Origin of the sequence: Aquamicrobium aerolatum DSM 21857, from assembly GCF_900113935.1 — a bacterium.
GTDB classification, from domain to species: domain Bacteria; phylum Pseudomonadota; class Alphaproteobacteria; order Rhizobiales; family Rhizobiaceae; genus Aerobium; species Aerobium aerolatum.
This window is the reverse complement of the sequence record NZ_FORF01000001.1, coordinates 121,256-145,565: the sequence shown is the minus strand read 5'-3', so window position 1 is coordinate 145,565 and position 24,310 is coordinate 121,256. Positions and strand designations below refer to the sequence as shown.

Here is a 24,310-nt window from a genome sequence, read left to right as displayed (position 1 = left end):
AGGCGTGAGCAGCGCGCGTACCGGGAAGCGCGCGCTGGCGCGCGCTCCGCTCAATGTCGAAGGTCGGCCAGGAAGCGCTGCGCGCGTGGGTGCGTCGGGTTGGAGAAGAATTCGTCCGGCTTTGCGTCTTCCAGGAGGTTGCCCTTGTCGAGGAACCACACGCGGTCGGCGACGTCGCGAGCGAAACCCATTTCGTGGGTCACGCACATCATGGTGATGCCGGTCGTGGCAAGCCCCTTCATGACAGCGAGCACTTCACCGACCATTTCCGGATCGAGCGCCGAGGTCGGCTCATCGAACAGGATGATCGGCGGATCCATGGCAAGAGAGCGCGCAATGGCGACGCGCTGGCTCTGGCCGCCCGAGAGCTGGGCCGGATAGGCTTCCGCCTTGTCCGCAAGGCCGACGCGATCAAGCAGCTCGCGCGCCTTTTCCTCCGCCGCAGCGCGACTCATTCCGCGCAGTTTTCGCGGAGCAAGCGTGATGTTGTTCAACACGCTCATATGCGGGAACAGGTTGAACTGCTGGAAGACGAAGCCGATGTCGCGGCGCAACGTGTTGACGTTGTTCTTCGAGGAATGGGCATCGGTTCCGTTGACCGTGATCGAACCGCTGTCGATCGGCTCGAGACGGTTGATCGTGCGGATCAGTGTCGTCTTCCCCGAGCCCGATGGACCGCAAACGACGACAACCTCACCCTTCTTGACCTCAGCAGTGACTTCATTGAGCACCTTGAGCTGTGGTCCGTACCACTTGTTGACTTTATCGAAGCGGATCATGGCATCGGTTCCGTGGCCAAGGGATTAGTCTGAATCTGCATCCCGGAGCTCTTGCCCTGGCGGGTGCGCGCGATACGCTGTTCAACCCAGCGAGCCGACTGCGTGAGGGCGAAGCAGACAATGAAGTAGGTGATCGCAAGGATGGAGAACACCTCGACAGGACGTACGAGCAGCTGGCTGTTCAACTGCGACGCAGCGTAAGTGAACTCGTTGACCGAAATGACGTAGCCAAGAGAAGTCTCCTTGATCAGCGAAACGAACTGGCCGATCAGCGCTGGAAGTGAGTTGTAGAGGGCTTGCGGCAGGATGACGAATGTCAACGTGCGGAAATATCCGAACCCGAGCGAACGAGCCGCCTCTTCCTGACCACGTGGCAGTGCCTGAATGCCGGCACGGATGATTTCCGCCAGATAGGCGCTTTCATAAAGCACAAGAGCGCCTACGAGGGTCCAGAAGCCGCTCAGCGGGCGGCCAATCAGGATCGGCAGCGCGAAATAGCTCCAGAAGATCACCATCAGAAACGGCATTCCACGGACGATGTTGACTACCGCCGTGGCAGGCCAGTTCACCCAGCGATACGGGCTGAGGCGGGCGACGGCCAGAAGGATGGCGAATGGGAACGCCAGTGCAAGACCGGCAATGGCCAGAAGCAGCGTGGCGACTATCCCGCCGAGTGGACCTGCTGGGTACTGGCCGACCAGTAGCAAGGTCCAGTTGTTTTGAACGATTTCCAGCATGGCGCTTACCTCGTTCCCATGCTGAAGCGGCGCTCGATGAGGTTGCCGACAAACATGATTATGAATGAAAGGACGAGATAGAGGCCCGTAGCCACGAGGAACACCTCGAAGGTGCGGAATGTGTCGCTGTCGATCTGACGGGTCTGATAGGTCAGTTCATGCACACCGATCGCCATTGCGATCGAGGTGTTCTTGAACAAAAGCAGCGAATGGTTGACCATCGGCGGCACCGACAGCCGCAATGCCTGCGGCACCACGATGTAGGACATCGTCTGGAGATAGTTGAACCCGAACGAGCGCCCCGCTTCATACTGCGTCACAGGAACCGCCCGCAGGCCGCTGCGAAGAGCCTCGGACATATAAGCGGCGGTACACATGGCGATGGCGATCATCGCGAGGATGAATTCGCTGTTGTTGCGAACCAGCCAATCACGCCAGGCCTCGGGAAGCAGTTCCGGCATCGCGAAGTACCAGAACAGCACCTGCACCAGCAGCGGAATATTTTGGTGAACCTCGACGAAAACGGCCACCAACCATACCGCCGGGCGGAAGTTGGTCGCGCGCAGGACAGCAAGAACAACGGCGATAACGAACGCGATGATCCAGGCGCCGGCTGTCAGCAGCAGTGTGATGCGAACGCCTGAGATGAGCCAGTCGATATACTGGTCAGTCAGCACCGACGAAAAGTCGAATTCATATCCCATTGCAGTGTCCTATTTTCAACGACCCCCGCGGATGCCGCGGGAGCCGGTGATCGCAATGATGTATCAGAGTGCCGGACGCAGGACCGGATCGCTGACAGGGGTGTCGAACTTGAACGGCTTCGACAGCTTGTAGACGGTTTCCTGACCGAGCCACTTGTCGAAGATCGCTTCGCCTTCGCCGCTGTCTTCCAGACGCTTCAGTGTCACGTTGACCTGCTGGAGGAAAGCTTCCTCGTTCTTGCGCACGCCCAGACCCCAGTACTCTTCAGCTACCGGCTGCTCGACGAAACGGAAGCTTTCGCCGGTCTGTGCGATGAACTTTTCAGCGTTGATCTCGGAGAGGATCATCGCATCAACCTTGGACTGCGCCAGCGCCAGAAATGCCGACGGCGGATCCTGGAAAGTCAGCAGTGACGCCTGAGGCAGCACTTCGCGAACATAGCGCTCCGAGCTGGAGCCCTTGGGGGCGCTGATACGGCTCTCGGCAAGGCTGTCGATGGTGTCGAAAGCCGAACCTTCCTTGACGAGCAGCTTCTGCAGGCTGACGAAGTACGACGTGGTGTAGTCGATCTGCTCTGCGCGCTCTGGCGTGTAGCCCAGATTGCCCGCAACGATGTCGATGCGGCCCTGAACCAGCTCTGGAATGCGTGCTTCGACCGAGATCGGCTTGGCTTCCATCTTCACACCAAGGTCATCAGCGATGGCCTGGCACAGATCGATGTCGTAGCCGACGATCTGGCGGGTCTGGGGATCTGCGAAGCTGAACGGCTCGGCGGTTCCAAGCGTACCGCAGATGAGCGTGCCGCGCGCCTTGATATCTTCGAGCTGGTCGGCCGAAGCGGTTCCGGTGGACAGGATCGCTGCGGCGACGGCAAGTGAAAGCAATTTGGTTTTCATGTCTTCTCCTCTGGTACTCTACGACTTACCGCGCGGGGGCGGCAGCATGCCTGCCTACGCGTAGGCTCCGACATAGGTTCCTTCGGCGATCTGCCGAAGCATTTCTTCTTCCATGCGTTCGCTCGCGCGGACACTTTCGAGCAGGGCTTCAGCCCCCTCGACCGGGAACGCAACAATGCCGTCATGATCACCAACGACGATGTCGCCCGGGTTCACCGCCATCCCGCCGATGCATACCGGGACGTTGATTGATCCGGGGCCGTGCTTGTACGGTCCACGATGGATCGCAGAGCGCGCGAAGACCGGGAAATCGCCTGCGCCGATCGTGGCACTGTCACGGATAGCGCCATCGATCACAAACCCGACCGCATTGCGACTGCGGGCGATGGCCACCATGATTTCGCCAATCAGCGCACGGGAGGTTTCCCCGCCGCCATCAACGACGATCACCTGACCCGGTTCGACGACATCGAGCGCCTTGTGGATGAGCTTGTTGTCACCGGCCGCCACTTTCACGGTGAGCGCGCGGCCAACCATCGTACCCTCGATCTTGTGGAAGGGCCGCAGACCGACCGCGCCCGGCAAGCGTTGCAGGTTGTCGCTGATGATCGAGGTGGAAGTCGTGCCGAATTCGCGCAGCAGCTTTTCGATTACAGTGTCCTGAGCCATGATATTCACTTTCAAAACGCGTCTAGATCCGGGCTGGCGTCAGACCAACTCTTCGCAGGCCTTGCGGATGGCGTGGCAACCAACCTCGATATCTGCCATTGCGCCACCAAACGACATGCGCAGATATGGCGACATGCCGTATGCGCCGCCGTCGAGAACAGCGACATGCGCGGCTTCCAACAGGTAGAGCGACACATCGAGGTCGCTTTGCAGAACTTTGCCTTGCGGTGTCGTCTTGCCGATCAACCCCGCCACCGAAGGATAGAAATAGAACGCGCCATCCGGTTTCCTGACGGCAAGGCCGGGCGTCCCGTCGAGAATTTCGAACATCCGGTCGCGGCGCTGGCGGAAGATTTCCGTGGCTTCAGCAACGCAGGCCTGATCTCCCGAAAGCGCAGCGGCAGCAGCAGCCTGGCTTACAGAACTGGCGCACGACGTGCTCTGACCGACCAGCTTTACCATGGCGGCAATAATGTCAGATGGGCCAGCTGCGTATCCAATCCGCCAACCGGTCATGGCATAAGCCTTGCTGACGCCATTGACGATGAGCGTACGGTCCTTCAGGTCCGGCGCGGCTTCGACGAGACTGATCGCCGTCACGCCGTCATAAGTCAGATGCTCGTAGATCTCGTCGGTCATCAGCCAGACATGCGGAGCCTGGCGCAGCACTTGAGCGAGCGCTTCCAGTTCCTCACGCGAATAGACGGCACCGCTGGGGTTGTTGGGCGAGTTCAGGACCAGCCACTTGGTGTTCGGCGTAATGGCTGCCTCAAGCGCCTTCGCCGTCAACTTGAATCCATCAACTTCAGGACAGTCCACGATAACGGGAGTGCCGTCGTGAATGGTGGCAATGTCGGGATAGCTCACCCAATACGGCGCCGGAACGATCACCTCGTCGCCGGTATCGAGGCTTGCGGCAAATGCTTCATAGATCAGCTGCTTCGCGCCGACGCCGACAATCACCTCGTTCATTGCATAATCGAGACCGTTGTCGCGCTGGAGTTTTGCAATGATGGCCTTGCGCAGCGCAGGCGTTCCGGGCGGAACGGTGTAATGCGTATCACCGGCGTTCACGGCAGCGAATGCAGCCTCGACAATGTGTGCCGGCGTATCAAGATCCGGCTCGCCAATTGTCAGATCGATAATGGTCTCGCCAGCGGCCTGCAATTCGAGAACGCGCTGCCTGGCGACGATGCTGGCGGACGGCTTCAACTGCACCACCCGTTCAGCAAGTTTCATTGCCATTTCCGACTACCCTCCAGGTTCTGACTGAGAGGCAACCATATTGTTTGACGAGCAATCGAATAAAGAGATATTAAGTTGCCGACTTTCATTCCTTTTTGGAATATTAGATGCTCTCTCTCCGACAGATGGAAGCCTTGGTCTGGATCGCCCAGCTTGGGACGTTCGAGCGCGCTGCCTCACGTCTGGGCACATCGCAGTCCGCGATCTCCAAGCGAATCAATGAACTGGAACACACGATCGGCTTTCCGCTGTTCGAACGTTCACAACGCGGGTCGAAGCTGACGCCGCGCGGGGAGGAAGTCCTGGAGGTGGCGCGCAAGATGCTGCTTCTTCAAGACGATATTGCGACCATCAAAGCCGGCCGCGCCACCACCATGGCGAAACGGATCCGTATCGGCATTACCGAACTGACGGCAATGACCTGGCTTCCGCGATTGACCGCAGCCGTGCGTGACAACCATCCCGGCGTGGTGCTGGAGCCAGAAGTCGCAAGTGGCCGTACCCTCTATGAGAGCCTGCAGAGCGGCCTGCTCGACATCATCGTGTGTCCCGAGTTTATCAGGGACACAAATGTCACCATCCTGCATCTCAGTGATGTGGATTTCGCGTGGATGGAACAGCCCGGATTAACGGGACTGGATGAAGTCGTGCCACTTCAGGAACTGGTCTCCTACCCATTGCTTCTACAGGGAGGTCGCTCTGGAGCCGGGTCGCACCTCTCGAAATGGCTGTTGTCGGAGCGATTGGTGTTCGAACGCGTGCGTGTCACTGATAGCCTGATGGCGACCGTCGGGATGACGGTGGCGGGACTGGGGATCAGCCACCTCCCCCGGCGACCTTTCCGTCACCTCCTCGAAAGCAACAAGCTTCGCATCATTGAGACCAAGCCGCTCCTGCCAGACATCCCTTATGTCGCAATTTTGCGTCAGGATCACCCATCGTCCTTCGTACTGACCCTCGCCACCATGATGCAGGAACTCTGTGACTTTTCGGAAATGATCTAGATACGACAAGCCACACAACATGCAGTCACAACGACTAGATCCCCTGGTGCGCCGCGCATTCGAAATGTGAATATTTCACGTATTCACGGCGCAACGTGCTTTTTGTCGCCTCGATATGCATAGGGTCGCCACCAAAAATCACAGTGGTACGCCCGCGTGCTAGGCTTGTGTTACCAGCACGAAGCCGCGTGACCCTAAGTTATTGAAACACAACAAACAGGGGAAAGGCTGGCGGGTTTCTCTGGACATCACAAAATCCAGAAACATCTAAAATTACAGGAGGAGAATGGTGCTGCGAGAGAGGATTGAACTCTCGACCTCTCCCTTACCAAGGGAGTGCTCTACCACTGAGCTACCGCAGCCGGTCTTGATTGTGGCGGCCTTCTGCCACATGAGTTTGAGAAGTGCAAGCGCTGAACTGGATAATTTCCCCTGCCCGCGGCAAATGCTGCAAGATCGCCGGGGATTTGAGCCTAACGCCTTCCTCTGCTATAGGCCAGCGCCGCCAGTTCGACACAATTCGCCGGTAGCCGGAGCATGCTGGATGAACCCGCCAGAAAATCAGAAGCCGCCCAAGGGCGATCCGAATGACCGCAAGAAGGCGCGGCTTGCAGAAAAATTGCGTGCCAACCTTCAAAGGCGCAAGGTACAGGCGCGGTCGAGACGGGACGGCGCCGCTGATTCGCGGCCAGAAGGACTGCTGAGGGACAATGGGGACGAGGCCTGACACGGCAATCGGGCCGGTTACAGATCGAAGCCCGCTCTCCCCGGATAATATTTCGCGCGCCCGCCGGGCACCGGCACGCCGCACCATTGAAACAACCGCTTTGCGGGAAGGATACAGCGCATGGATCGCATCAGGATCGTCGGTGGCAACACGCTCAATGGAACCATTCCGATTTCCGGAGCGAAGAATGCCGCCCTGCCCCTGATGATCGCGTCGCTGCTGACGGAAGAAACGCTGAGCCTCGAAAACGTACCGCATCTGGCCGACGTCGAGCAGCTGATCCGGATTCTCGGCAATCACGGTGCGGACTATTCGGTCAATGGACGGCGCGAGCAGCAGAATTCGCTTTATGCCCGAACAGTTAACTTCACCGCTCGCAACATTGTCGACACGACCGCACCCTATGAACTCGTGTCGAAGATGCGCGCCTCGTTCTGGGTGATCGGCCCGCTCCTGGCCCGCATGGGCGAGGCACGGGTTTCGCTGCCGGGTGGCTGCGCCATCGGCACGCGTCCGGTCGATTTGTTCATCGACGGGCTGCGCCAGCTCGGCGCGGAGATCGAGATCGAACAGGGCTACGCCCATGCCCGTGCGCCAAAGGGCCTGATCGGCGACCGCTACGTCTTCCCGAAAGTATCCGTTGGCGCAACCCATGTGCTGATGATGGCGGCCACACTCGCCAAGGGGCAGACGGTGCTGGAGAACGCCGCCCGCGAGCCTGAAGTCGTCAATCTTGCCGAATGCCTTAACGCCATGGGTGCGAAGGTTTCGGGTGCCGGCACCTCGACGATCACCATCGACGGCGTCACATCGCTGCACGGCGCAACCCATCAGGTCATCCCGGATCGCATCGAGACCGGCACCTACGCGATGGCTGTGGCGATGACTGGCGGCGACGTCGTTCTTGAAGGCGCGCGCGCCGATCTTCTGGAAAGCGCGCTCGACGCGCTGGCGCAGGCCGGTGTCGAAGTCACTCCGCTGAATTCCGGCATCCGCATCCGCCGCAATGGCGCAGGCATCCTGCCAGTCGACATCACCACGGAACCCTTCCCCGGCTTCCCGACCGACCTACAGGCGCAGTTCATGGGGCTGATGACGATGGCGCAGGGGCGCTCGCGCATCACCGAAACGATCTTCGAGAACAGGTTCATGCACGTTCAGGAGCTTGCGCGTCTTGGCGCGAAGATCTCGCTGGCGGGCCAGACCGCAATCGTTGATGGCGTCTCCCAGCTCAAGGGCGCACCGGTGATGGCTACCGATCTGCGTGCTTCCGTCTCGCTGGTCATCGCGGGCCTCGCCGCTGAAGGCGAGACCATCGTCAACCGCGTCTATCATCTCGACCGCGGCTTCGAACGGCTGGAAGAGAAGCTGTCGGCGTGCGGCGCGACGATCGAGCGGCTGTCATCGTGATAGGGGAATAGGGATTTAGGGGAACAGGGGAAAACGAGCGTCCCGTCATTCCCCTACTCCCTTACTCCCCTACTCCCTTCTCTCCCCTATTTCCCCTTCTCCCTGTTGCACTGCTTCCAATCTCGGCATAACACCGGGTGGAACCTATTCTTGCCGCGCTTTGCTGGCCCCTCGCGGATTGTGCAACGACATGTCTCAACTCAAGCTTGCCGCACTCGACGCAGACGATCTCAAGATCATTTCCGCCTATACTCAGGACGCGGTGATGAAGATCGGCGACCTGACCTATCGCGCCGCCGACAAGCTCTTTCTCATCGAACTCAACCGTTTCGTGTGGGAGAACAAGTCGGGCTTTTTCAGCCGCAACAACGAACGACGCCGCAGCATCCTGCATTTCGAACGGGTCAGCGGCGTCAGGACGACCGGATTTTCACGCGATGCCAAGGACGATGTCCTGTCGCTGTTGGCGATCCGGTTCGAGCAGGCGGCGGATACGCCTGCCGGCGTCATCGAACTGACCTGTTCGGGCGGTGCTGCAATCCGGCTCGATGTCGACTATGTCGAAGCACGCCTCACCGATCTGGGTGCAGCCTGGGAAGCGCAGTCCAGGCCAGCCCACAAGAACTGACCGGAGTATTTTTCCTTCATGTCCCTACGCCTCGATTTCAACGCTCCCGATTTCGAACAGAGCTTTGCCGCGTTTCTCACCACCAAGCGTGAGGTGTCAGCCGACGTCGACGCCATCGCGGCCGAAATCATTGCGCGCATCCAGGCGGAAGGCGATGCCGCTCTCATCGACTACACGAAGCGCTTCGACCATCTCGACCTGAGTGAAACCGGCATCGCGGTGACAGAAGCGGAAATCGACGCCGCCGTCGCCAGTGTCGATCCCGAAACTTACGCTGCGCTGGAACTCGCCCACGAACGCATCACAGCGCACCACGCGCGCCAGATGCCGAGCGACGACCGTTACACTGACGCGATTGGCGTTGAGCTTGGCTCGCGCTGGACCGCAATCGAAGCTGTCGGGCTTTACGTTCCGGGCGGCACGGCAAGCTATCCCAGTTCGGTGCTGATGAACGCAGTTCCGGCAAAGGTCGCCGGCGTCGAACGGCTTGTAATTACGGTCCCGTCGCCACGCGGCGAGCTGAACCCGCTGGTGCTTGCGGCAGCGCGTCTGGTCGGCGTCTCCGAGATCTACCGTGTCGGTGGCGCACAAGCCGTTGCCGCACTGGCCTATGGCACTGAAACGATTGCACCTGTCGCCAAGATCGTTGGCCCCGGCAACGCCTTCGTTGCGGCTGCCAAGCGACGCGTCTTCGGTACTGTCGGCATCGACATGATCGCCGGACCTTCAGAAGTTCTGATCATTGCCGATGGCAACAATGACCCGGCATGGCTCGCCGCCGACATGATCGCGCAGGCCGAGCATGACACTGGTGCGCAGTCCATTCTCATCACCGACGATGCGACGCTTGCCGATGCCGTCGAAGCGGAAATGGAGCGCCAGATTGCTCGTCTGCCACGCGGCGAGACGGCAGCGGCCAGCTGGCGCGATTTCGGCGCGGTCATCGTCGTCCCGGACCTTGAGGACGCTGTCCCCCTGGCCAACCGGATTGCCGCCGAGCATCTGGAGCTGGCGATGGACGACGCCGAGGCGTTCATCCCCAAGATCCGCAATGCGGGTGCGATCTTTGTTGGCCGCCATACTCCTGAAGTGATCGGCGACTATGTCGGCGGCACCAATCACGTCCTGCCGACGGCTCGTTCCGCACGCTTCTCATCGGGGCTGACCGTTCTTGATTTCGTCAAGCGCACCTCGATCCTCAAGCTTGGGCCGGATCAGCTGCGCGCGATTGGTCCGGCAGCCATTGCTCTGGCACGTGCTGAAAATCTTGACGGCCACGCCGCATCGGTGGCCATCAGGTTGAACATGGAAAGCTGATGCAATGGGCAGGCGCGACGCAAAGGCAAGACTGGCCGATGTCACGCTGGACGAATCGATCGGCCGCTCGACACCGGACGTGGAGCACGAGCGCGCCGTCGCCATCTTCGATCTGATTGAGGACAACTCCTTTCAGCCGGTTGGCGACGATGGGGGTCCCTACCGGCTTCGCCTTTCTCTCGTTGACGCCAAGCTTGTCTTCAGTGTCACGCGCGAGGACGACGAGCCGGTTGTCACGCACATCCTTTCGCTGACCCCGTTTCGCCGGGTCGTGAAAGACTATTTCATGATCTGCGAAAGCTATTATGACGCCATCCGCTCATCCACGCCGTCACAGATCGAGGCCATCGACATGGGTCGACGGGGTCTGCACAATGAAGGCTCGCAGACGCTGATGGATCGCCTCGCCGGAAAGATCGATGTCGACTTCGACACTGCGAGGCGACTGTTCACACTCGTTTGCGTCCTGCACTGGCGAGGTTGACGCTTGGAGGAGTCGCGCCGGCTTCCACGCTCGATCCTTTTCCTTTGCGGCATGAACGCCATTCGCTCTCCCATGGCCGAGGCGCTGGCGCGCTACATCCTGCCGGCTGACACCTTCGTCACCTCTGCCGGAGTGCGCGCAGGCGACCCGGACCCGTTCGTGGAAGCGGTGCTGCAGGAGATTGGCCTGACCCTTGGCGAGCGCCATCCACACGAGTGGGACGAGCTTGAAGACGCCTATTTCGACCTCATCATCACGCTGGCGCCTGAAGCGCACCATGCCGCGCTGGAACTGACGCGCACCAGTGCGGTCGATGTCGAGTACTGGCCAACGGCTGACCCTTCGGGTATTACCGGGACACGTGATCGGGTGCTGGATGCCTATCGGGACGTGCGCGATCGCCTTGAATCGCATATAATACGCCGTTTTACAGCGGGAGCGCCCGATTAAGCGTGTTCACAAAGCCACGCTGATCATGTAGGTTCCGCGCAACTTTCCGGCCCTGTCGGCCGGCACAGACAATCAACAAAGGTATCGGATGCCGAAGGAAGAAGTACTCGAGTTTCCGGGTGTGGTCACTGAACTGCTGCCAAACGCCATGTTCAGGGTGAAGCTCGAAAACGAACATGAAATCGTCGCCCATACGGCTGGCCGTATGCGCAAGAACCGTATTCGCGTCCTGACGGGCGACAAGGTTCTGGTTGAAATGACGCCTTACGACCTGACCAAGGGTCGCATCACCTACCGCTTCAAGTAGCGGTTTTCCTCCCGCTAGATTACGGGTCTCCTATGAGCGACATTCAGAAGCTTGTGCTGGCCTCGGGATCGCCCAGGCGGATCGAGCTTCTGCAGCAGGCAGGCATCGAGCCTGATCGCGTCCTCGCCACCGATGTGGACGAGACGCCGCTGCGTGCAGAACATCCGCGCTCGCTGGCCAAGCGGCTTTCGGCTGCCAAGGCACGCAAGGCGCTGGAAACCCTGCAGAAGGAAGGCGAAGGCTCTGCCTACATCCTGGCAGCCGACACCGTCGTCGCCGTAGGCCGGCGCATCCTGCCCAAGGCCGAGCTTGCCGATGAGGCGTCGAACTGCCTGCAATTGCTGTCGGGCCGGTCGCATCGCGTCTATACAGGCGTGTGCCTCATTACCCCGAGCGGCAAGCAGCGCCAGTCGCTGGTTGAGACGCGCGTGCGCTTCAAGCGCCTGTCGCGCGCGGAACTCGACAGCTATCTGGCCTCCGGCGAATGGCGCGGCAAGGCTGGCGGCTATGCTGTCCAGGGCTTTGCAGGCAGTTTCGTTGTCAAGCTTGTCGGATCCTACACCAATGTCGTCGGCCTGCCCTTGTATGAAACCGTCGGGCTCCTATCTGCAGACGGCTACAAGGCCCATCTGAACTGGGCTGCCGGCGCAAAGGCCTGAGCGATGACGAACGTTCCAGAAAAAGACAACGTGACCCCGCTTCGTCCGACGCGCCCCTGCCCCGAATGTGGCAAGCCGTCGGCGCGCGCCACCTATCCGTTCTGCTCGCAGCGCTGCAAGGATGTGGACCTCAATCGCTGGCTTTCCGGCTCCTATGTCATTCCCGGCAGTGAAGAAGACGCCAATCCGGACGACGACGAGCGCTAGGCGCGAGCCAAAATTAGCTGCGTTGCCAGCTGGATGCTGCCCCCCGAGAGATGACGGTAGGGTAGGCTCAGAAATGCGTTATCTGCCTGTTTAAGCCACGTTTTTTGTCGTTTTCGACGGCCGGGACGCATTTGTGCGCATTGAAGCGGCCAGAGGCATCGCGCGAGCACAAAAATAGTCGGAAAAAGGTCGCCCTACCTGCTGGACAGAAGCGATTCTCGTGCTATAACGCACCCGATTTCCGGCGGTAGCCAATACCGCTGACGAGAAAGTCGTTTCCACGAAATGTCTTTTCTCAGGTTGCCCGGATAGCTCAGTTGGTAGAGCAGCGGATTGAAAATCCGCGTGTCGGCGGTTCAAATCCGTCTCCGGGCACCACTCCAGATTTTCAGCTTCGCTATAAGCTGCACTACTGAAATTCGCATGGCGCCTTCATATCAGCGTCATCTGTTCGGCCATATTCTGCAGCATTCTTGAAAAGCTAGGTGCTGCTATCCATTTGAACCGCAATCGATCCCCTCATTTTTGCGATTCTTGGTACCCTATAAAAAGAGGCCTTCAATGCTCGAACTCGTAGACACCATCTCTGCCGCACTTAGCTCCGGCACCAATCCCGTCACCGCAATGCGCGATGCATTCGGCTATTCACTTGAGGAACTGGCCGTGACGTCAGGGCTTGCAACATCCGAACTTGCAGACCTGGAAAATGGCGGCGCTGATCCCGCTAAACTTGCCCGTCTCGCATCCGCGCTTGGCCTGCCCGAGAGCCTAGTTGCCTAACCCTTTCGCTCCCGCAACGGGTCGCGACCATCCTGTATGTGAACGGCATTTACTTTCAAACATCGTTTGCCCTGCTGCCAAATACTGAAGTCATGAGCATATAAGCGGTTATGTTCAGGCATATTTAGTTCTTTTCAGGCATTACCGCTGCAGGAACGAACGGGTTCACTGCACTCTTTCAGATGCGCCCGCTCGATGTGCCGCCGGATTTATCGCGGCGGCATTCGGTGACAAGAGGGGAGCGCGCGTGAACGACCGGGCTGCGGACCTAGAAGGCCGACGCATTGCAGGAACTGAGTTCACGCTGACAGTGCACGAGGCGTCCGGCAGCGCTGTGCTCGACCGGCTATGGCCTGATGGTCAGCCCTGCGGCTTCATCAGCACGCCGTTTCAATCCGTTGCGTTTCTCAAGGCCTTCTACGACCACCTGCCCGACAATTGCTCACCCGTCCTCATCAGCGTGGAAGACAAGGCATCCGGCCGTCTCGCGATGGTCCTTCCACTGATTCGACGACGCACGCAGGCACTCAGCTACATCGAGCCAGCCGACCTTGGACTGGCCGACTACACCGCGCCGATCATCGCGGACTGGTTCCGCCCGGCAAACAAGGAAATGGCCGCAATCTGGGGGAGCCTGCGCCATGTGCTGCCACAGGCTGATATCCTTCTTCTCAAGAAGCTTCCCGCCTGGCTTGAAGGTGGGCGCCCCAATCCGCTGGTGTTGCTGCCTAACACGGTCGACATGGCCACTGCCACCAAGACCGCGTCCCTGAGCGGCGAGGAGTTTCCGTCCCACTACCGCAAGTCCGGCATCTACAAGGACGGCATGAAAAAGCTGCGCCGTCTGAAAACGATGGGCGCGGTCGAGTTTCGGCTGACCCGCACTCAGGACGAAGCTCTGGTCCTATTCGAACATCTGGTCGAGCAGCGCGTCACACGCTTTCGTTCACTCAACCGGCCCGATCCCCTCTGCGCGCTTCCCGTTCGCGAATTCTATCGTGAATTTGTCGGCAAAGGGGTTGCTGCGGGGCAGCTGCTGTTCGGCGGGCTGTACATCGATGGGGAATGCATCGCCACCGATCTGGGCATTCTCAACGGCAAGACCCTTCACCGCATCATCAACTCGATGAACAACGATACCTGGAGCCGCCACTCACCCGGCACGATCGTCTTCATGCTGATGCTGGATGAAGCGCGCAAGCAGGGTGTTCGCTACTGCGACATCGGTGTTGGCGAGCACGCCTATAAAGAGCGCCTCACCGGCACCGAGATGCCGCTTTATGAACGACATGAGGTGTTGACCTTGCGCGGCTGGCTGGCACTCGCCGACGCACGCGCACGTCGCCTTGTACGGCTGGCGCTTGTCCGCTTTCCGCAATTACGACCGCAGGTCGAAGCCTTGCGAAAACGTCTCTGGCGCTGGGGCGTTCTCAGCCACTAGAGCGCCACGACTCCGGTCGGACGCACAAAGGACGCTCTAACACTTCCTAGAAGCGCGGAAAGACCCTGGAAAACCAACGTCACGTCGCCATCAGTCTGACAATAGTTGCATCGAGCCCCGTCGAGGCCTTAGCCGCGCGCCGCATCATCGTGGCGGCGACCACAAAGGATGCCGCCGTGCTGACGACAGCGCCCATGACGCCGAAATGCGGGATCAGCGCGAACAACGCGATGACGCGCAGCGTCACCGAGGCGGCAATGATCCGCAGATACTGGCCTTCATAACCCGTGAGCATCAGGATCGAGCCACAAGGACGTGCCACCGCCAGCGCCGCTGTACCGCAGCACAGCACCATGAGTTCGGGATAGTAGACCGCGTATTCCTCGTTGATGAAATACAGCGCGAAATATCCGCCCCCTGCAATTGCCAGCAGCCCGAGAACGATGAACGCCAGCGTGATCCAAGCCACGCTGTCCAGAAAGCGCGCCAGTTCCTGACGGTCGCCCTGGTAGTACAGACGCGAGAAATGCCGGGTTGCGAACAGATTGATCGAATCGGCGGCGGCGGCAAACAGATTTGCGAGCCGGACCGTCACGAAATATGCGCCTGCAATCGTCGGGCTCATCAGATAGCCGATGATCAGAACATCGACATACTGATTGATGGCCTCCAACGTGTTCGAGGCCCACATCCGCGCCGAACGCGCCAGCCATTCCAACCGGTCTGAAACGGCCTTGGCGCTGGCGATCGCGGGAAACAATTTGCGCACACGGCGACGCATCATCACGAAGTGAACGACGATGCCCGCAAAGGCGCCGATCGAAAGAAAGACGAACAACTCCGTCAAATGCGCATCATGTGCCGAAACGAGACACCATGCCAGATAGAGAATTGCGGGCGTGACCTGGCAAACATTGCCGATGCCGTCACCTGCAGCGACGCTGATCGATGTTCTCAGCAGGTGGTTTGAGACCTGCAGCACCGCCGACAGGACCATAAAGCAGGTCACCGCCAGCGCGGTATGCCACCCGTACCACCACGACACCCACGGCAGGAACCCGGCTGAAACAAGTATCGAAGCTGCTGTGCAAAGCCCGACGCTGAAGTAGAACAGGCCCTTGATGCGCCCCATGTCCTTGCGGACCACGAATTCGTTCCACGAGCGGATCACGAACAGTTCCTGCCCGGCGGCGGCAGTGATCAGAAGAAGGCCCGCCGCAGAAAACAGGATCGAATAATAGCCGAATTCATCGGTTTCCAGCGCGCGTGCAGCCAGGGCGATCAGGGTGAAATTGAGCACCACCATCACGACCTTGACGCCAATGACACCGGCCATGCCGCGAATGTCTGGTCGCTGCAGAATCGCGACCAGGCGATCACGCATGCTGAGACTCATTCCAAATCCCCAATACGAGCTCGAACCGTTACCGCACGGCAGGAGCAAACTCTCTGAGCACGTTTTTGAGCGGCTTGGAATAGTGATAGACGAAAGACACGGCCATACCACGGGTCGTGAGGTTGGAACTGACGTTTTGCATCGGTATTTCTGTTGGCCGGAAGTGGCTTTTGTAGCCGGGGTCGCCTAGTCCCATGTCGAAACTGCTGTGACCTTGGCGCATCCGCTGTTCGACCACCCGATAGATAAGCTGGGTGCCCGGCGAGATTCGGGCGTGATTGACCGTGTCGACGCCGATCAGCACCGCATGAAACCGGTCGCGGTCGGCCGGACCAAACAGCACCGCAACTGGCTTGCCCGCCAGATAGCTCACATAGGTCAGCGCGGCACCACTGGCTGCGCCATCAATGGCAAAATCGCGATAGAAACTATAATATTCCGGCTTGTTCAGAACGCTGTCCCGCTGACGTTCCGCCTGCGTCTGGCGCAAGAATTCAAACGCAGCGTCAATCTCGTCTTCCCCGACAGCCAGGCGGTGTTCGAAGCTGCCATGCTCGCGTTCGGTCTGGCGCTGCAGTCGTCCAAGCTCCTTGGTAAACTTGTTGCGCAAGACCTTGGAGCGCCAGTGGCCAAAATCGGTGCCGACCTCACATAGATAGGCAGGGTGCTCGCCGACACTGGTGCGGCTCGTGCCAAACAGCAGGGCCATGTCGAAATCGTCACTGCGGATCTTTCGAAACAGAATCAGGTCCGACCCTTCGAAAGCGCGACGCAACGCTGCGCGGAAATGTGGGTCAGCCGCGAGCGCCTGCAGCGTTTCCCGATCCGCGACCGCGCTGTTGTAGTCGCAGGTGCCGAAATCGGCGAACTGGGCGATTGTCACGCCGAACGCGCGCTGCGTCGCCATCGGCAGCACCGCCATCAGCCGCCCGTCCGAGGCATGACGCACCACAACAGTCTTGCTCTTGGCGCCGAGCGCCGGACCAAGGCGATCATGGAGCCGCTGCTGCCACAAGGGAGCCTGAAACGCCGTTGTCCCATGCAGGTCGAAGAATGCACGATATTCTGCGCTCAGAAAGTCGAAATCGGGCAGCGACTCCAGGACGAATTGATGTTGCATCCGGCTCAATGTGTCGACGCCCATGCCAAACCTCATGTCTGATCCTCACCCGCGAGGCGGGTGAGCGATCCTGGTCATATCTTCAGATCGGGCTGCGCCCGTTCGGCGATGCGGCATCAACGCGGAAATGCCGGGCATTGTTCACGTCTCCCGCGCGCTGCCGTCCCATCTTTTTCCACAGCAGCGCCGCTGCCGCCTTCGGGTAGACGTGCAGGCCGGACGGCTGGGTCGACGGGGTGCGCAACCCAAGCGTGCGCCTCAAGACGCCATTGCCGTAATGGACCGCGTAGGAATTCCAGATTTCCTTGGTCCAATGCTCCATCGTGACCGAAATATTCAGGCAGTCGTGGTTATGGACACGGTGCGGCGCGTAAAGCGGCCATGTCACCATCTCGCCTGGCTGCAGGTCGATCACCCGCGCATATTCATCGAACCACGGCTCGTAGGGCATCCGCTCATCGGTCTCGCGCAGCAGGATTTTCTCGACTGTCTCGCCCGTCATGAACGCTTCGGAACGGGGATAGAGATAGACGCGCTTGACCCCTTCGATCTGCCATAGGGACTGGCCCTGGATGTCGGCGTGGTAATAGACATTCGCATCAGGCGACGAGACGAGCACGCCCATGTTGCGCTTGAAGGTGTCGAAACCCGGCATCCGCCCACGGAATTCGTCAAAAATATTGTCGAGCAGCTTCCGATATTCCGGTGCCCAGTCCATGACGCGGCGGATATTCATCCAGATACGCCCCTTCTCGATCGCGTCGATTGCATCGATCCCACGCGCATCGCCGAGAACGCCGTAAAGCCGTTCTTTCTTGTTGGGGTCTTCGCTCATCGATTCCAGCCCCAACTCGCTTGCCGGGCAACGCTCGATCAGACGCGCCACTGCATCGCGGGTAAAAAGGCCCGACTCCCGCAAGCGGTGATTGAGTTTGACGATTTCCGTCCCGAACAGTCGTTCGTGGCGAGGTTCCCAATTGCTGATGATGTCCTGACCCATGACCATAGAGTTCATTTATGGCACCCCTTGAAGCTGCGCGTTCGCCACATCTCAGATGCGGCAAGACCTCGGTCGACAATCTCCACACGTGCCAGATCGGCACGGAAGAGGCATTCCGAGATAGCCATGCACATTGCATGCCGAACCGCGCCGAAACGGGTTGGCGACAGGAATTATGGTAAAGACTTGGTTAAAGCGCGACCGGACTCAACGCCCCACACGCATCGCTTCATCGCGATGAATCGCGTTGCGCGCGGTCGCAGGACGCAAACTGGCGTTGAGAAGAGAACCATGGGAAGGCTCGGGACGCGGAGCGGGAGCGGGAGCGGGAGCCTCAGTCCTTGATGGGGCTGCTGGTTTCGGTGCCGCCTGCGGGGCTGCGGTGCGTGGCAATCGTGTCTTCTTGACACGGGGCGAGGCCGTCCGGCGCAAGGCATTGCTGTTGGCTATCACCGCGAAGACCGTTGCCGCCACAAGGCTGAGGAACGCTATCACAGGAAGCACCACCGTCAGTGAGGGGCGCGAAGACATGATCGGTGCAGCCGCAGCCGAAACAACCCGCACATTGTTGATGGTGAGAGACGCCAGCTGATCGGTTGCCTTGTTGCGGCTGAGAAGCTGCTGATAAAGCTCTCGGTCTGCGGCCGCCTCGCGCTCAAGCGCCTCGAGCTGCACCCTGGCTGCGTCGGTGATGATCACCGCCGAACTGAGTTCGCCAATCTGGCGCTCCAGTTGCTGCTGCTTGGACAGCGAAACATCCAGTTCCGTCTTCAGCTGTGCCGAAAGACGGCTGCGCTCACGCGCAATCTCGCGCTCGACACCACCGAGAGCCTGCATTGTCTGCGCCAACGTCGGATGGCGCGAGCCATAGATCTGCAATTGCTGGTCGCGGGTCTGCAGCAGTTGCGCGCGTTGCTGCTGCAAGAATGCCAGCTGTGCCCCTTCTCCGTCGTTGGATTGTCCGCCACGGGTCAGTGCGCCGCCGTTTTGATGTTCCTGGTAGCGCGCGCGTGCTTCCTCGGTTGCATTGTTGACGAGCGCCAGTTGTTGATTGAGATCCGCAAGCTGGCGCATCTGGACCGTATTGCGCTCGTCCACATAGACAATGCCGTTATCTGCCCGAAACTTTGCAACCGCCTCTTCGGACACATTAAGCTTGGCGCGGATCTCGACCAGTTGCGCCGCAAGACTGCGAGCCGCGTCGACATTGGCGCTTAAGCGCGCTCCGTTCTGGCTGGCCGCGAAAGCTTCCGCGATCCCGTTGGCAATCCGCGCTGCTTCATCTCCTGACGACGCAGCATAGGAGATCTCCACCAGATATGTCGCACCCTTGCGCTCCACGGTGATGTTTTTGCGAAACTGCGCCAACGCTTTCAGTTCAGCTTCACGGCTCATTCCGGTTTCGGCTGAACCCAAGAGTCCGAGTTCGCGCATGACGGGCAGCAGGAAGCCATCAGATTTGACAATCTGGACCATGCTTTCCAGCACCGCAGCGTCGGTTCCTATCGAGGGAAGCACCTCCTCCTGCAGCGTGATCCGTTGATCGCGCGGGTCAGCAAGCACGATCGCGGTCGACCGGTACGGAAAGGAAAGCGACAGGAACACCATCAGGCCGAGTGCGGTCAGGATTGCCGCAACCAGTCCGATCTTGACGAAGTTGCGTAGAATCCAGGCAAACAGCTCGAGCGGATCAAACAAGCCGTCGCCTGCGTTCTGGCCGTCACGAGTGGAATTCAAGCGCTGCGAGCCACGCATCGGGCGTGCTGACGAACGCATAGAGCTCTCTCCACCCGGCATGTCCCAGTCCACGCTCAAACTGCTCTCCGCTATTGCTCTGCGGGGGGACCGCGATTTTCCCGCCCGCTAGACATAAACTCGTAAACCAGAAAGCTGAAGTGCGAGTTAACCAAACAAAGAGACCCGCGACGCTATGCTGCGACTGACCTGCCCGGAGCGTGACGACGAATGACTGCCTTTCCGGCACCAGCCATGGCGCCAAACGCACACGATCAGTGGTATTCCGACACCGATAGTGCCGGGCGGCTGCTGACCCACTGCGTGCGTACATTCCTCGGCGTGGCCGTCGCAATGACGATGATCGCCATGCCCGTCGTCGCGCATACGGTCCACCAATTACTCGGGATATCGCTGGCGGCTTTTCTTGCCGCCATCGTGGCGATCCGGATGCCACACATCTCGGTGATCGCGATCATCACGGCATTTTTGTTCCAGAACTTCTTTGTATCGATCATGGCTGACTTTGTGCGCAGCGATGACGACTTCGACATGATCCGCGCCTACAATTTTCTCATCCTGGCTGTCACCTGGGTGACCTTTGCGGTGCGCTATCTGTTGCAGTGGCGCAGTCACGGTCCCCTGATCATGCCCTACATCAAGCTATCCACTGGGTTGATGGTCGCCATCGGGACTTATTTTCTCATCGGCTTCGCACTCAACGGCATTCAGGCAATCATCTATCTGCGCAATATTGTCACCCCGCTGCTGCTGTTTCAGATTTGCCTGACATTATTCGCGGCTTATCCCGTCAGGCTCGGGCCAATGCTGACGGTATTGTCTGTATTGACCGTCTTATGCGGCTTCACTGAATCGGCGGCGCGTGAGACGTGGCTCGCCCTGACAAATGGCTATGCTTATTGGGAGCTTGCCTCGGGTGCCAATTGGCAAACTCTAAGTTATGACCAGATGGCTGCCGAAACCGGAATCGTAGCCACCGGTCTCATCGACAGCTTCCAGATCTCATTCTTCAATTCGCCGCTATTTTCTCAGCTTGCATCGACCGTAACGCGATTGTTCGGTCCCAACATGCATTCGATCAGTTTCGCCTATGCGCTGTCATTCTTCTTCATCTTCGCGGTGTTTCGGGGTCGCTGGCTGCAAGCGTTCTTTCTGTTCATTCTGCTGTTTCTCTGCAGCGCCAAGGGACCGTTGATCATGACCGCGCTTGTGGTCCTCACATGGGTCGCCTTCCGCCTGTTCGGGAGCGGCTTTGCCTTTTTGTGTATCGCAGCAGCGCTTTCGCTTTATGTCGTCATCGGAGTCATCATCGGCCTTCAGATTGGCGACTATCACGTCCTTGGACTGATGGCCGCGATCTTCGAGTTTTTTCGCAACCCGATCGGCCACGGTATCGGTAGCGGTGGCAATCTGTCGCCCTTGTTCAACACGATCGTCTGGACGGAAGCTCAGGCAGCGGGCCGAACGCCCTTCCCGGTTGAAAGCTCCGTCGGCGTCTTGATGTACCAGCTGGGCATCTTCGCGTTCGCGGTTATCGGCGGCTATATCTGGATTGCCTGGAGAGTTTTGCGCGTTGCACATCTGACGGGGAACGCACTTCAGGCTGCAATTGCTTTCGCGGTGATGGGTGTCGTAGCCAACGGCGTTTTCCAGGAAGAAGCGTTCTTTGCACCGCTCGCCCTGTCGCTATTTCTCGGTGTTGGGGGGATGATTCTGGGGGCTTCCGTGCGGTCAGGCGTTGAACAGCGCCTGGCCTCGTGAAAGTACGCGGCAATGATTTCTTGACGTTTCTGGGCTTTGGTAAGGGCTCAGACACAGGACACATCAATGCCAAACGGTGCCTCTCACAAGCAACCGCTGCGAATTCTCTTCGTGCAAACGCAAGCCGAAATGGCTGGCGCGCAGGAGATTTCGCGTTTGCTTGGGCAGGAACTTTCATCCCCATCCAATGACGGAACGCCTGCCCTCGAGATCCACCATCTCTTTCTTTACCGCAAGACCGCTGGCTGCGACCACTTTCCAAACGTGCATTTCGTCGCGCGCGAACGACCGTCGGGCCTGCTGGGTGCCGCGCGTTTCGTAGGCCGCCTGTTTGCCGTGATGCGCGAGTTGCGCCCCGATGTCGTTCTGCCGTTTCAGCACTATGGCAACATCGTTGCCGCGCCGGTCGCAAGGCTCATGGGCGTTCCGCGCATCATCGCCAACCACGTCTCCGCGCCGGCCACGATCAGCAGACCCGTCCGCCTGATCGACCGTGTCCTTGGCCTGAGCGGCTTCTATGACGTCATCACGGTCAACTCACACGCCACGTGGCGCGACTACCAATCCTATCCGGCCCGCTACACGCGGCGTATTGTGCATGTCCCGCATGGCTTCGCCCAGCGCATCAGCACACTGGATAAATCGGCATCTCGCGCCAGATTCGGCCTTCCTCTGGACGCCGCGATCATTGGCACGGTAGCGCGCCTGCACCCGCTCAAGCGGATCGATCTGGCGATTGCGACTTTGCCGCTATTGCCGCAGGTTCATCTGGCCATTGCCGGACAGGGGCCGGATGAAGAGCGCTTGCGCGCCTGTGCGCTTGAATATGGCGTCAGAGAGCGCGTGCATTTTGTGGGCGAGATGGATGGCTCCGGTGTTGCCGATTTTCTGGTTGGCCTTGATCAGTTCGTCTTTCCCAGCGCAGCGGAAACCTTCGGCCTCGCCGCCGTCGAGGCGGCACAGGCAGGCTTGCCCGTTGTCGCGCACGATCTGCCTGTGCTGCGTGAAGTTCTCGATGTCGACGGCAAGCCCTGCGCGCACTTCGTCGATGCCGCCGATACTGGCGCGTTCGCGGCCGCAATCCAGCAGAATTTCGACAATCCCGCACAAGCTGCTGCCATGGGCGCACTCGGGCGGCGTCTGGCCGAACGCTACTCGCTTTCGGCAATGGTCGATGCCTATCGCGACCTGATCCTCAGCAAGTCGCTGCCGGCGACAAGCAGCGACGAATTACATCGGCCACATCTGGCGTCCAGCGGCCCATGATACAGAAGCCGCCCCCTACCATCGGCTCGATCTGCATTGTTGTTGATGCCGATTCACTGTCCGCATTCGTTCCCGCTCTTGCACAGCAGATCGTTGACCACACCGGCGCACAGGTCAAAATCCGTCTCGTTGCGGGGATCGAGGACGGCTCGTCAGCGCTCGACACATTGCTGGCTCTGGAAAAGATGGTGGTGCGCCGGGGCAAGCCGTGCTGGAGCGATCGTATCCCAGTTGCGCAATTGCAGGAATTCCAGCGTGGGGAAACCGCGCCGCAGCCTGACCTGATCCTTGACCTTTCCACCGCCGACACCAAGTCGACCGGCACGACAACGCTGCGTCCGCTCTACAATGGCGCCGCCGGCGAAAATGCACTGGCCAGTGCGCTGTTTCACTGCCACTCGCCGCAAATATCGATCCTGCGAGAAGATGAGCGCGGCGCAACCGACATTGTCGGTGAAGGCGTTGCCTCGCTGGAAGCTGCCGCCGGGATTGGCGGAGCGATGGAGGCAGTGTGGTCGCGCGTCGCCATGCTGCTTCTCGCTGCCATCGACAAGCTCGACCAGCCTGCGGCACAAAGCACGCTCGCGCCCCATCCGCACGCCGATGTTCTGACCAGAAGCGCGGTGCTCAGGCGCAGCGCCAGAATGCTTGCCTGCGAGGCAGCGCGGGCAGCCTACCGGCTCTGCTGCTATTCGCCCCATTGGCGCGTCGGCTGGCGACGACCGGAGCCGGACGGCGATGTCTGGGCACGGCGCGATCTTGGCGGTGCGCGTTGGAACGTCCTGCCCGATCCCGGCGACCACTTTTACGCAGATCCGTTTCCGTTCCACCATCGCGGCCGTGACTACATCTTTTTCGAGGATCTCGACCACAAGACCTCCAAGGGCATCATCTGCGTCGTTGCGTTTGACGAGCACGGTCAGCCGGGCTCTGCCATTCCGGTGCTCGAAGAGCCATGGCATCTGTCCTATCCATTTCTGGTCGAGGCCCATGGCAACATCTGGATGGTGCCGGAAGCCTCGCTCAGCGGTGAGATTGCCCTTTATCGCGCAGTCGAGTTCCCCTATCGCTGGGAACGACACAGCGTACTGGTCAGTGGTGTCGAGGCGGCCGATGCGACCATCGTCCACCATGCCGGAGCGTGGCACATGTTTGCCGTGATCCGTCACGGCGTCGGGGGCTACTCCGATACGCTGGCGATCTGGCATGCGCCGGACCTGCTCGGGCCTTGGAAGCCACATGCGACCAACCCCGTGCTCATCAATGACCGCACGGCGCGCCCGGCTGGCAACTTCGTGCTGCGCAATGGCGTTCTGATGCGCCCGGTGCAGGATTGCCAGGACGGTTATGGCGCAGCGCTCGCGCTGGCACGCATCGACCGTCTCGATGAAAGCCATTTCGAACAGACCATCGAGACCAACCTGACCGCCGGGCCATACTGGCCCGGACACAAGCTGCACACGCTCAACGGCAATGGTCATCTTGAGACCATCGATGGCAGCGTCATCCGGCCGAAGTCGCGTCTGCTGACACGATTGACCGAGCACTACTATCGCCCCTGACAGGC

The 24,310-nt window shown here is 59.7% G+C and carries 25 protein-coding genes and 2 tRNA genes; 16 read left to right on the top strand and 11 right to left on the bottom strand.

Translation table 11 applies throughout. From position 1 onward, the window contains the following. Positions 1–50: 50 nt before the first annotated feature. The 6 genes from BMZ42_RS00710 to BMZ42_RS00685 all read right to left on the bottom strand — a co-directional run bounded on the left by BMZ42_RS00710 (position 51) and on the right by BMZ42_RS00685 (position 5,031). Positions 51–779, bottom strand: a complete 729-nt coding sequence (locus tag BMZ42_RS00710) for an amino acid ABC transporter ATP-binding protein (RefSeq protein WP_091517518.1) — start codon at positions 777–779, stop codon at positions 51–53. Continuing rightward, on the bottom strand, positions 776–1,516 hold the full coding sequence (locus BMZ42_RS00705; protein ID WP_091517516.1) for an amino acid ABC transporter permease: 741 nt from the start codon (positions 1,514–1,516) through the stop codon (positions 776–778). Before BMZ42_RS00705 ends, BMZ42_RS00710 begins: the two co-directional genes overlap by 4 nt. Positions 1,517–1,521: 5 nt before the next feature. Continuing rightward, positions 1,522–2,220 (bottom strand): amino acid ABC transporter permease, encoded by a 699-nt coding sequence (locus tag BMZ42_RS00700; RefSeq protein ID WP_091517515.1) that lies wholly within the window; start codon positions 2,218–2,220, stop codon positions 1,522–1,524. A gap of 63 nt (positions 2,221–2,283) precedes the next feature. After that, a complete protein-coding gene (locus BMZ42_RS00695) occupies positions 2,284–3,117 on the bottom strand; it encodes an ABC transporter substrate-binding protein (protein ID WP_091517513.1) in 834 nt (277 codons plus the stop codon). A 54-nt stretch (positions 3,118–3,171) separates the two neighbouring features. Continuing rightward, a complete protein-coding gene (locus tag BMZ42_RS00690; protein WP_091517512.1) occupies positions 3,172–3,786 on the bottom strand; it encodes an RraA family protein in 615 nt (204 codons plus the stop codon). Between the two features lie 39 nt (positions 3,787–3,825). Then, entirely contained in the window at positions 3,826–5,031 is a 1,206-nt protein-coding gene (locus tag BMZ42_RS00685; protein ID WP_091517510.1) for an aminotransferase class I/II-fold pyridoxal phosphate-dependent enzyme, read from the bottom strand. A gap of 107 nt (positions 5,032–5,138) precedes the next feature. Between BMZ42_RS00685 and BMZ42_RS00680 the strand changes: the two genes are divergently transcribed. Then, entirely contained in the window at positions 5,139–6,035 is an 897-nt protein-coding gene (locus BMZ42_RS00680; RefSeq protein ID WP_091517509.1) for a LysR family transcriptional regulator, read from the top strand. Positions 6,036–6,322: 287 nt separating this feature from the next. On the opposite strand, the gene BMZ42_RS00675 is transcribed toward BMZ42_RS00680, so the two are convergent. Then, positions 6,323–6,397, bottom strand: a tRNA-Thr gene (locus BMZ42_RS00675). A 182-nt stretch (positions 6,398–6,579) separates the two neighbouring features. On the opposite strand from BMZ42_RS00675, the gene BMZ42_RS18210 reads away from it, so the two are divergent. From BMZ42_RS18210 to BMZ42_RS00615, 12 genes are all read left to right on the top strand, one after another. Then, a complete protein-coding gene (locus BMZ42_RS18210; RefSeq protein WP_091517507.1) occupies positions 6,580–6,762 on the top strand; it encodes a hypothetical protein in 183 nt (60 codons plus the stop codon). Positions 6,763–6,882: 120 nt separating this feature from the next. After that, positions 6,883–8,172, top strand: a complete 1,290-nt coding sequence (murA, locus tag BMZ42_RS00665) for a UDP-N-acetylglucosamine 1-carboxyvinyltransferase (protein WP_091517505.1) — start codon at positions 6,883–6,885, stop codon at positions 8,170–8,172. A gap of 190 nt (positions 8,173–8,362) precedes the next feature. Then, the gene (locus BMZ42_RS00660) at positions 8,363–8,800 is read left to right on the top strand and encodes a DUF2948 family protein (RefSeq protein WP_091517504.1); all 438 of its coding nucleotides are present in this window, start codon (positions 8,363–8,365) and stop codon (positions 8,798–8,800) included. 18 nt (positions 8,801–8,818) lie between these two features. Further along, positions 8,819–10,117, top strand: coding sequence for a histidinol dehydrogenase (gene hisD, locus BMZ42_RS00655; RefSeq protein WP_091517502.1), 1,299 nt, complete (start codon positions 8,819–8,821; stop codon positions 10,115–10,117). A gap of 4 nt (positions 10,118–10,121) precedes the next feature. Continuing rightward, complete coding sequence (locus BMZ42_RS00650) at positions 10,122–10,601, top strand: UPF0262 family protein (protein WP_091517501.1); 480 nt, start codon at positions 10,122–10,124, stop codon at positions 10,599–10,601. 3 nt (positions 10,602–10,604) lie between these two features. Next, positions 10,605–11,051 (top strand): arsenate-mycothiol transferase ArsC, encoded by a 447-nt coding sequence (locus BMZ42_RS00645; protein WP_420492430.1) that lies wholly within the window; start codon positions 10,605–10,607, stop codon positions 11,049–11,051. Positions 11,052–11,139: 88 nt separating this feature from the next. Continuing rightward, on the top strand, positions 11,140–11,358 hold the full coding sequence (infA, locus tag BMZ42_RS00640; RefSeq protein ID WP_091517499.1) for a translation initiation factor IF-1: 219 nt from the start codon (positions 11,140–11,142) through the stop codon (positions 11,356–11,358). Positions 11,359–11,390: 32 nt separating this feature from the next. Further along, entirely contained in the window at positions 11,391–12,017 is a 627-nt protein-coding gene (locus BMZ42_RS00635) for a Maf-like protein (RefSeq protein ID WP_091517497.1), read from the top strand. A gap of 3 nt (positions 12,018–12,020) precedes the next feature. Continuing rightward, positions 12,021–12,224 (top strand): DNA gyrase inhibitor YacG, encoded by a 204-nt coding sequence (gene yacG, locus BMZ42_RS00630; RefSeq protein WP_091517496.1) that lies wholly within the window; start codon positions 12,021–12,023, stop codon positions 12,222–12,224. Between the two features lie 302 nt (positions 12,225–12,526). Further along, a tRNA-Phe gene (locus BMZ42_RS00625) sits at positions 12,527–12,602 on the top strand. A 183-nt stretch (positions 12,603–12,785) separates the two neighbouring features. Beyond that, positions 12,786–13,004: a helix-turn-helix domain-containing protein gene (locus BMZ42_RS00620; protein WP_091517494.1), complete on the top strand. Its 219-nt coding sequence runs from the start codon at positions 12,786–12,788 to the stop codon at positions 13,002–13,004. A gap of 247 nt (positions 13,005–13,251) precedes the next feature. Further along, positions 13,252–14,445 (top strand): GNAT family N-acetyltransferase, encoded by a 1,194-nt coding sequence (locus BMZ42_RS00615; protein ID WP_091517492.1) that lies wholly within the window; start codon positions 13,252–13,254, stop codon positions 14,443–14,445. A 79-nt stretch (positions 14,446–14,524) separates the two neighbouring features. On the opposite strand, the gene BMZ42_RS00610 is transcribed toward BMZ42_RS00615, so the two are convergent. The 4 genes from BMZ42_RS00610 to BMZ42_RS00595 all read right to left on the bottom strand — a co-directional run bounded on the left by BMZ42_RS00610 (position 14,525) and on the right by BMZ42_RS00595 (position 19,737). Then, positions 14,525–15,829 carry a lipopolysaccharide biosynthesis protein gene (locus tag BMZ42_RS00610; protein ID WP_175556586.1) on the bottom strand — a complete coding sequence of 435 codons (1,305 nt, stop codon included), beginning with the start codon at positions 15,827–15,829 and terminating at the stop codon, positions 14,525–14,527. A 40-nt stretch (positions 15,830–15,869) separates the two neighbouring features. Next, the gene (locus BMZ42_RS00605) at positions 15,870–16,997 is read right to left on the bottom strand and encodes a GNAT family N-acetyltransferase (RefSeq protein WP_091517488.1); all 1,128 of its coding nucleotides are present in this window, start codon (positions 16,995–16,997) and stop codon (positions 15,870–15,872) included. Between the two features lie 46 nt (positions 16,998–17,043). Next, positions 17,044–17,976, bottom strand: coding sequence for a cupin domain-containing protein (locus BMZ42_RS00600; RefSeq protein ID WP_139207817.1), 933 nt, complete (start codon positions 17,974–17,976; stop codon positions 17,044–17,046). Positions 17,977–18,168: 192 nt separating this feature from the next. Beyond that, entirely contained in the window at positions 18,169–19,737 is a 1,569-nt protein-coding gene (locus tag BMZ42_RS00595) for a GumC family protein (RefSeq protein ID WP_175556585.1), read from the bottom strand. Positions 19,738–19,926: 189 nt separating this feature from the next. Here BMZ42_RS00595 and BMZ42_RS00590 point away from each other — a divergent pair, with 189 nt between their 5' ends. From BMZ42_RS00590 to BMZ42_RS00580, 3 genes are all read left to right on the top strand, one after another. Next, a complete protein-coding gene (locus BMZ42_RS00590; RefSeq protein WP_091517483.1) occupies positions 19,927–21,477 on the top strand; it encodes a hypothetical protein in 1,551 nt (516 codons plus the stop codon). A 66-nt stretch (positions 21,478–21,543) separates the two neighbouring features. Then, entirely contained in the window at positions 21,544–22,743 is a 1,200-nt protein-coding gene (locus BMZ42_RS00585; protein ID WP_244523097.1) for a glycosyltransferase family 4 protein, read from the top strand. Next, positions 22,740–24,305, top strand: a complete 1,566-nt coding sequence (locus tag BMZ42_RS00580; protein WP_091517482.1) for a glucosamine inositolphosphorylceramide transferase family protein — start codon at positions 22,740–22,742, stop codon at positions 24,303–24,305. The genes BMZ42_RS00585 and BMZ42_RS00580 overlap by 4 nt, the downstream gene beginning before the upstream one ends. Positions 24,306–24,310 lie beyond the last annotated feature (5 nt).

Excerpts from the sequence above, each read along its gene's own strand:
- BMZ42_RS00610 (WP_175556586.1), bottom strand. The coding sequence starts at position 15,829 with ATGCGTGATCGCCTGGTCGCGATTCTGCAGCGACCAGACATTCGCGGC.
- BMZ42_RS00605 (WP_091517488.1), bottom strand. The coding sequence starts at position 16,997 with ATGAGGTTTGGCATGGGCGTCGACACATTGAGCCGGATGCAACATCAA.
- BMZ42_RS00585 (WP_244523097.1), top strand. The coding sequence starts at position 21,544 with ATGCCAAACGGTGCCTCTCACAAGCAACCGCTGCGAATTCTCTTCGTG.
- BMZ42_RS18210 (WP_091517507.1), top strand. The coding sequence starts at position 6,580 with ATGAACCCGCCAGAAAATCAGAAGCCGCCCAAGGGCGATCCGAATGAC.
- BMZ42_RS00710 (WP_091517518.1), bottom strand. The coding sequence starts at position 779 with ATGATCCGCTTCGATAAAGTCAACAAGTGGTACGGACCACAGCTCAAG.
- BMZ42_RS00685 (WP_091517510.1), bottom strand. The coding sequence starts at position 5,031 with ATGGCAATGAAACTTGCTGAACGGGTGGTGCAGTTGAAGCCGTCCGCC.
- BMZ42_RS00580 (WP_091517482.1), top strand. The coding sequence starts at position 22,740 with ATGATACAGAAGCCGCCCCCTACCATCGGCTCGATCTGCATTGTTGTT.
- BMZ42_RS00700 (WP_091517515.1), bottom strand. The coding sequence starts at position 2,220 with ATGGGATATGAATTCGACTTTTCGTCGGTGCTGACTGACCAGTATATC.
- murA (WP_091517505.1), top strand. The coding sequence starts at position 6,883 with ATGGATCGCATCAGGATCGTCGGTGGCAACACGCTCAATGGAACCATT.
- BMZ42_RS00595 (WP_175556585.1), bottom strand. The coding sequence starts at position 19,737 with ATGCGTTCGTCAGCACGCCCGATGCGTGGCTCGCAGCGCTTGAATTCC.
- BMZ42_RS00620 (WP_091517494.1), top strand. The coding sequence starts at position 12,786 with ATGCTCGAACTCGTAGACACCATCTCTGCCGCACTTAGCTCCGGCACC.
- BMZ42_RS00590 (WP_091517483.1), top strand. The coding sequence starts at position 19,927 with ATGACTGCCTTTCCGGCACCAGCCATGGCGCCAAACGCACACGATCAG.
- BMZ42_RS00695 (WP_091517513.1), bottom strand. The coding sequence starts at position 3,117 with ATGAAAACCAAATTGCTTTCACTTGCCGTCGCCGCAGCGATCCTGTCC.
- BMZ42_RS00690 (WP_091517512.1), bottom strand. The coding sequence starts at position 3,786 with ATGGCTCAGGACACTGTAATCGAAAAGCTGCTGCGCGAATTCGGCACG.
- BMZ42_RS00705 (WP_091517516.1), bottom strand. The coding sequence starts at position 1,516 with ATGCTGGAAATCGTTCAAAACAACTGGACCTTGCTACTGGTCGGCCAG.
- BMZ42_RS00680 (WP_091517509.1), top strand. The coding sequence starts at position 5,139 with ATGCTCTCTCTCCGACAGATGGAAGCCTTGGTCTGGATCGCCCAGCTT.
- BMZ42_RS00660 (WP_091517504.1), top strand. The coding sequence starts at position 8,363 with ATGTCTCAACTCAAGCTTGCCGCACTCGACGCAGACGATCTCAAGATC.
- BMZ42_RS00600 (WP_139207817.1), bottom strand. The coding sequence starts at position 17,976 with ATGAACTCTATGGTCATGGGTCAGGACATCATCAGCAATTGGGAACCT.
- BMZ42_RS00650 (WP_091517501.1), top strand. The coding sequence starts at position 10,122 with ATGGGCAGGCGCGACGCAAAGGCAAGACTGGCCGATGTCACGCTGGAC.
- yacG (WP_091517496.1), top strand. The coding sequence starts at position 12,021 with ATGACGAACGTTCCAGAAAAAGACAACGTGACCCCGCTTCGTCCGACG.
- infA (WP_091517499.1), top strand. The coding sequence starts at position 11,140 with ATGCCGAAGGAAGAAGTACTCGAGTTTCCGGGTGTGGTCACTGAACTG.
- BMZ42_RS00635 (WP_091517497.1), top strand. The coding sequence starts at position 11,391 with ATGAGCGACATTCAGAAGCTTGTGCTGGCCTCGGGATCGCCCAGGCGG.
- hisD (WP_091517502.1), top strand. The coding sequence starts at position 8,819 with ATGTCCCTACGCCTCGATTTCAACGCTCCCGATTTCGAACAGAGCTTT.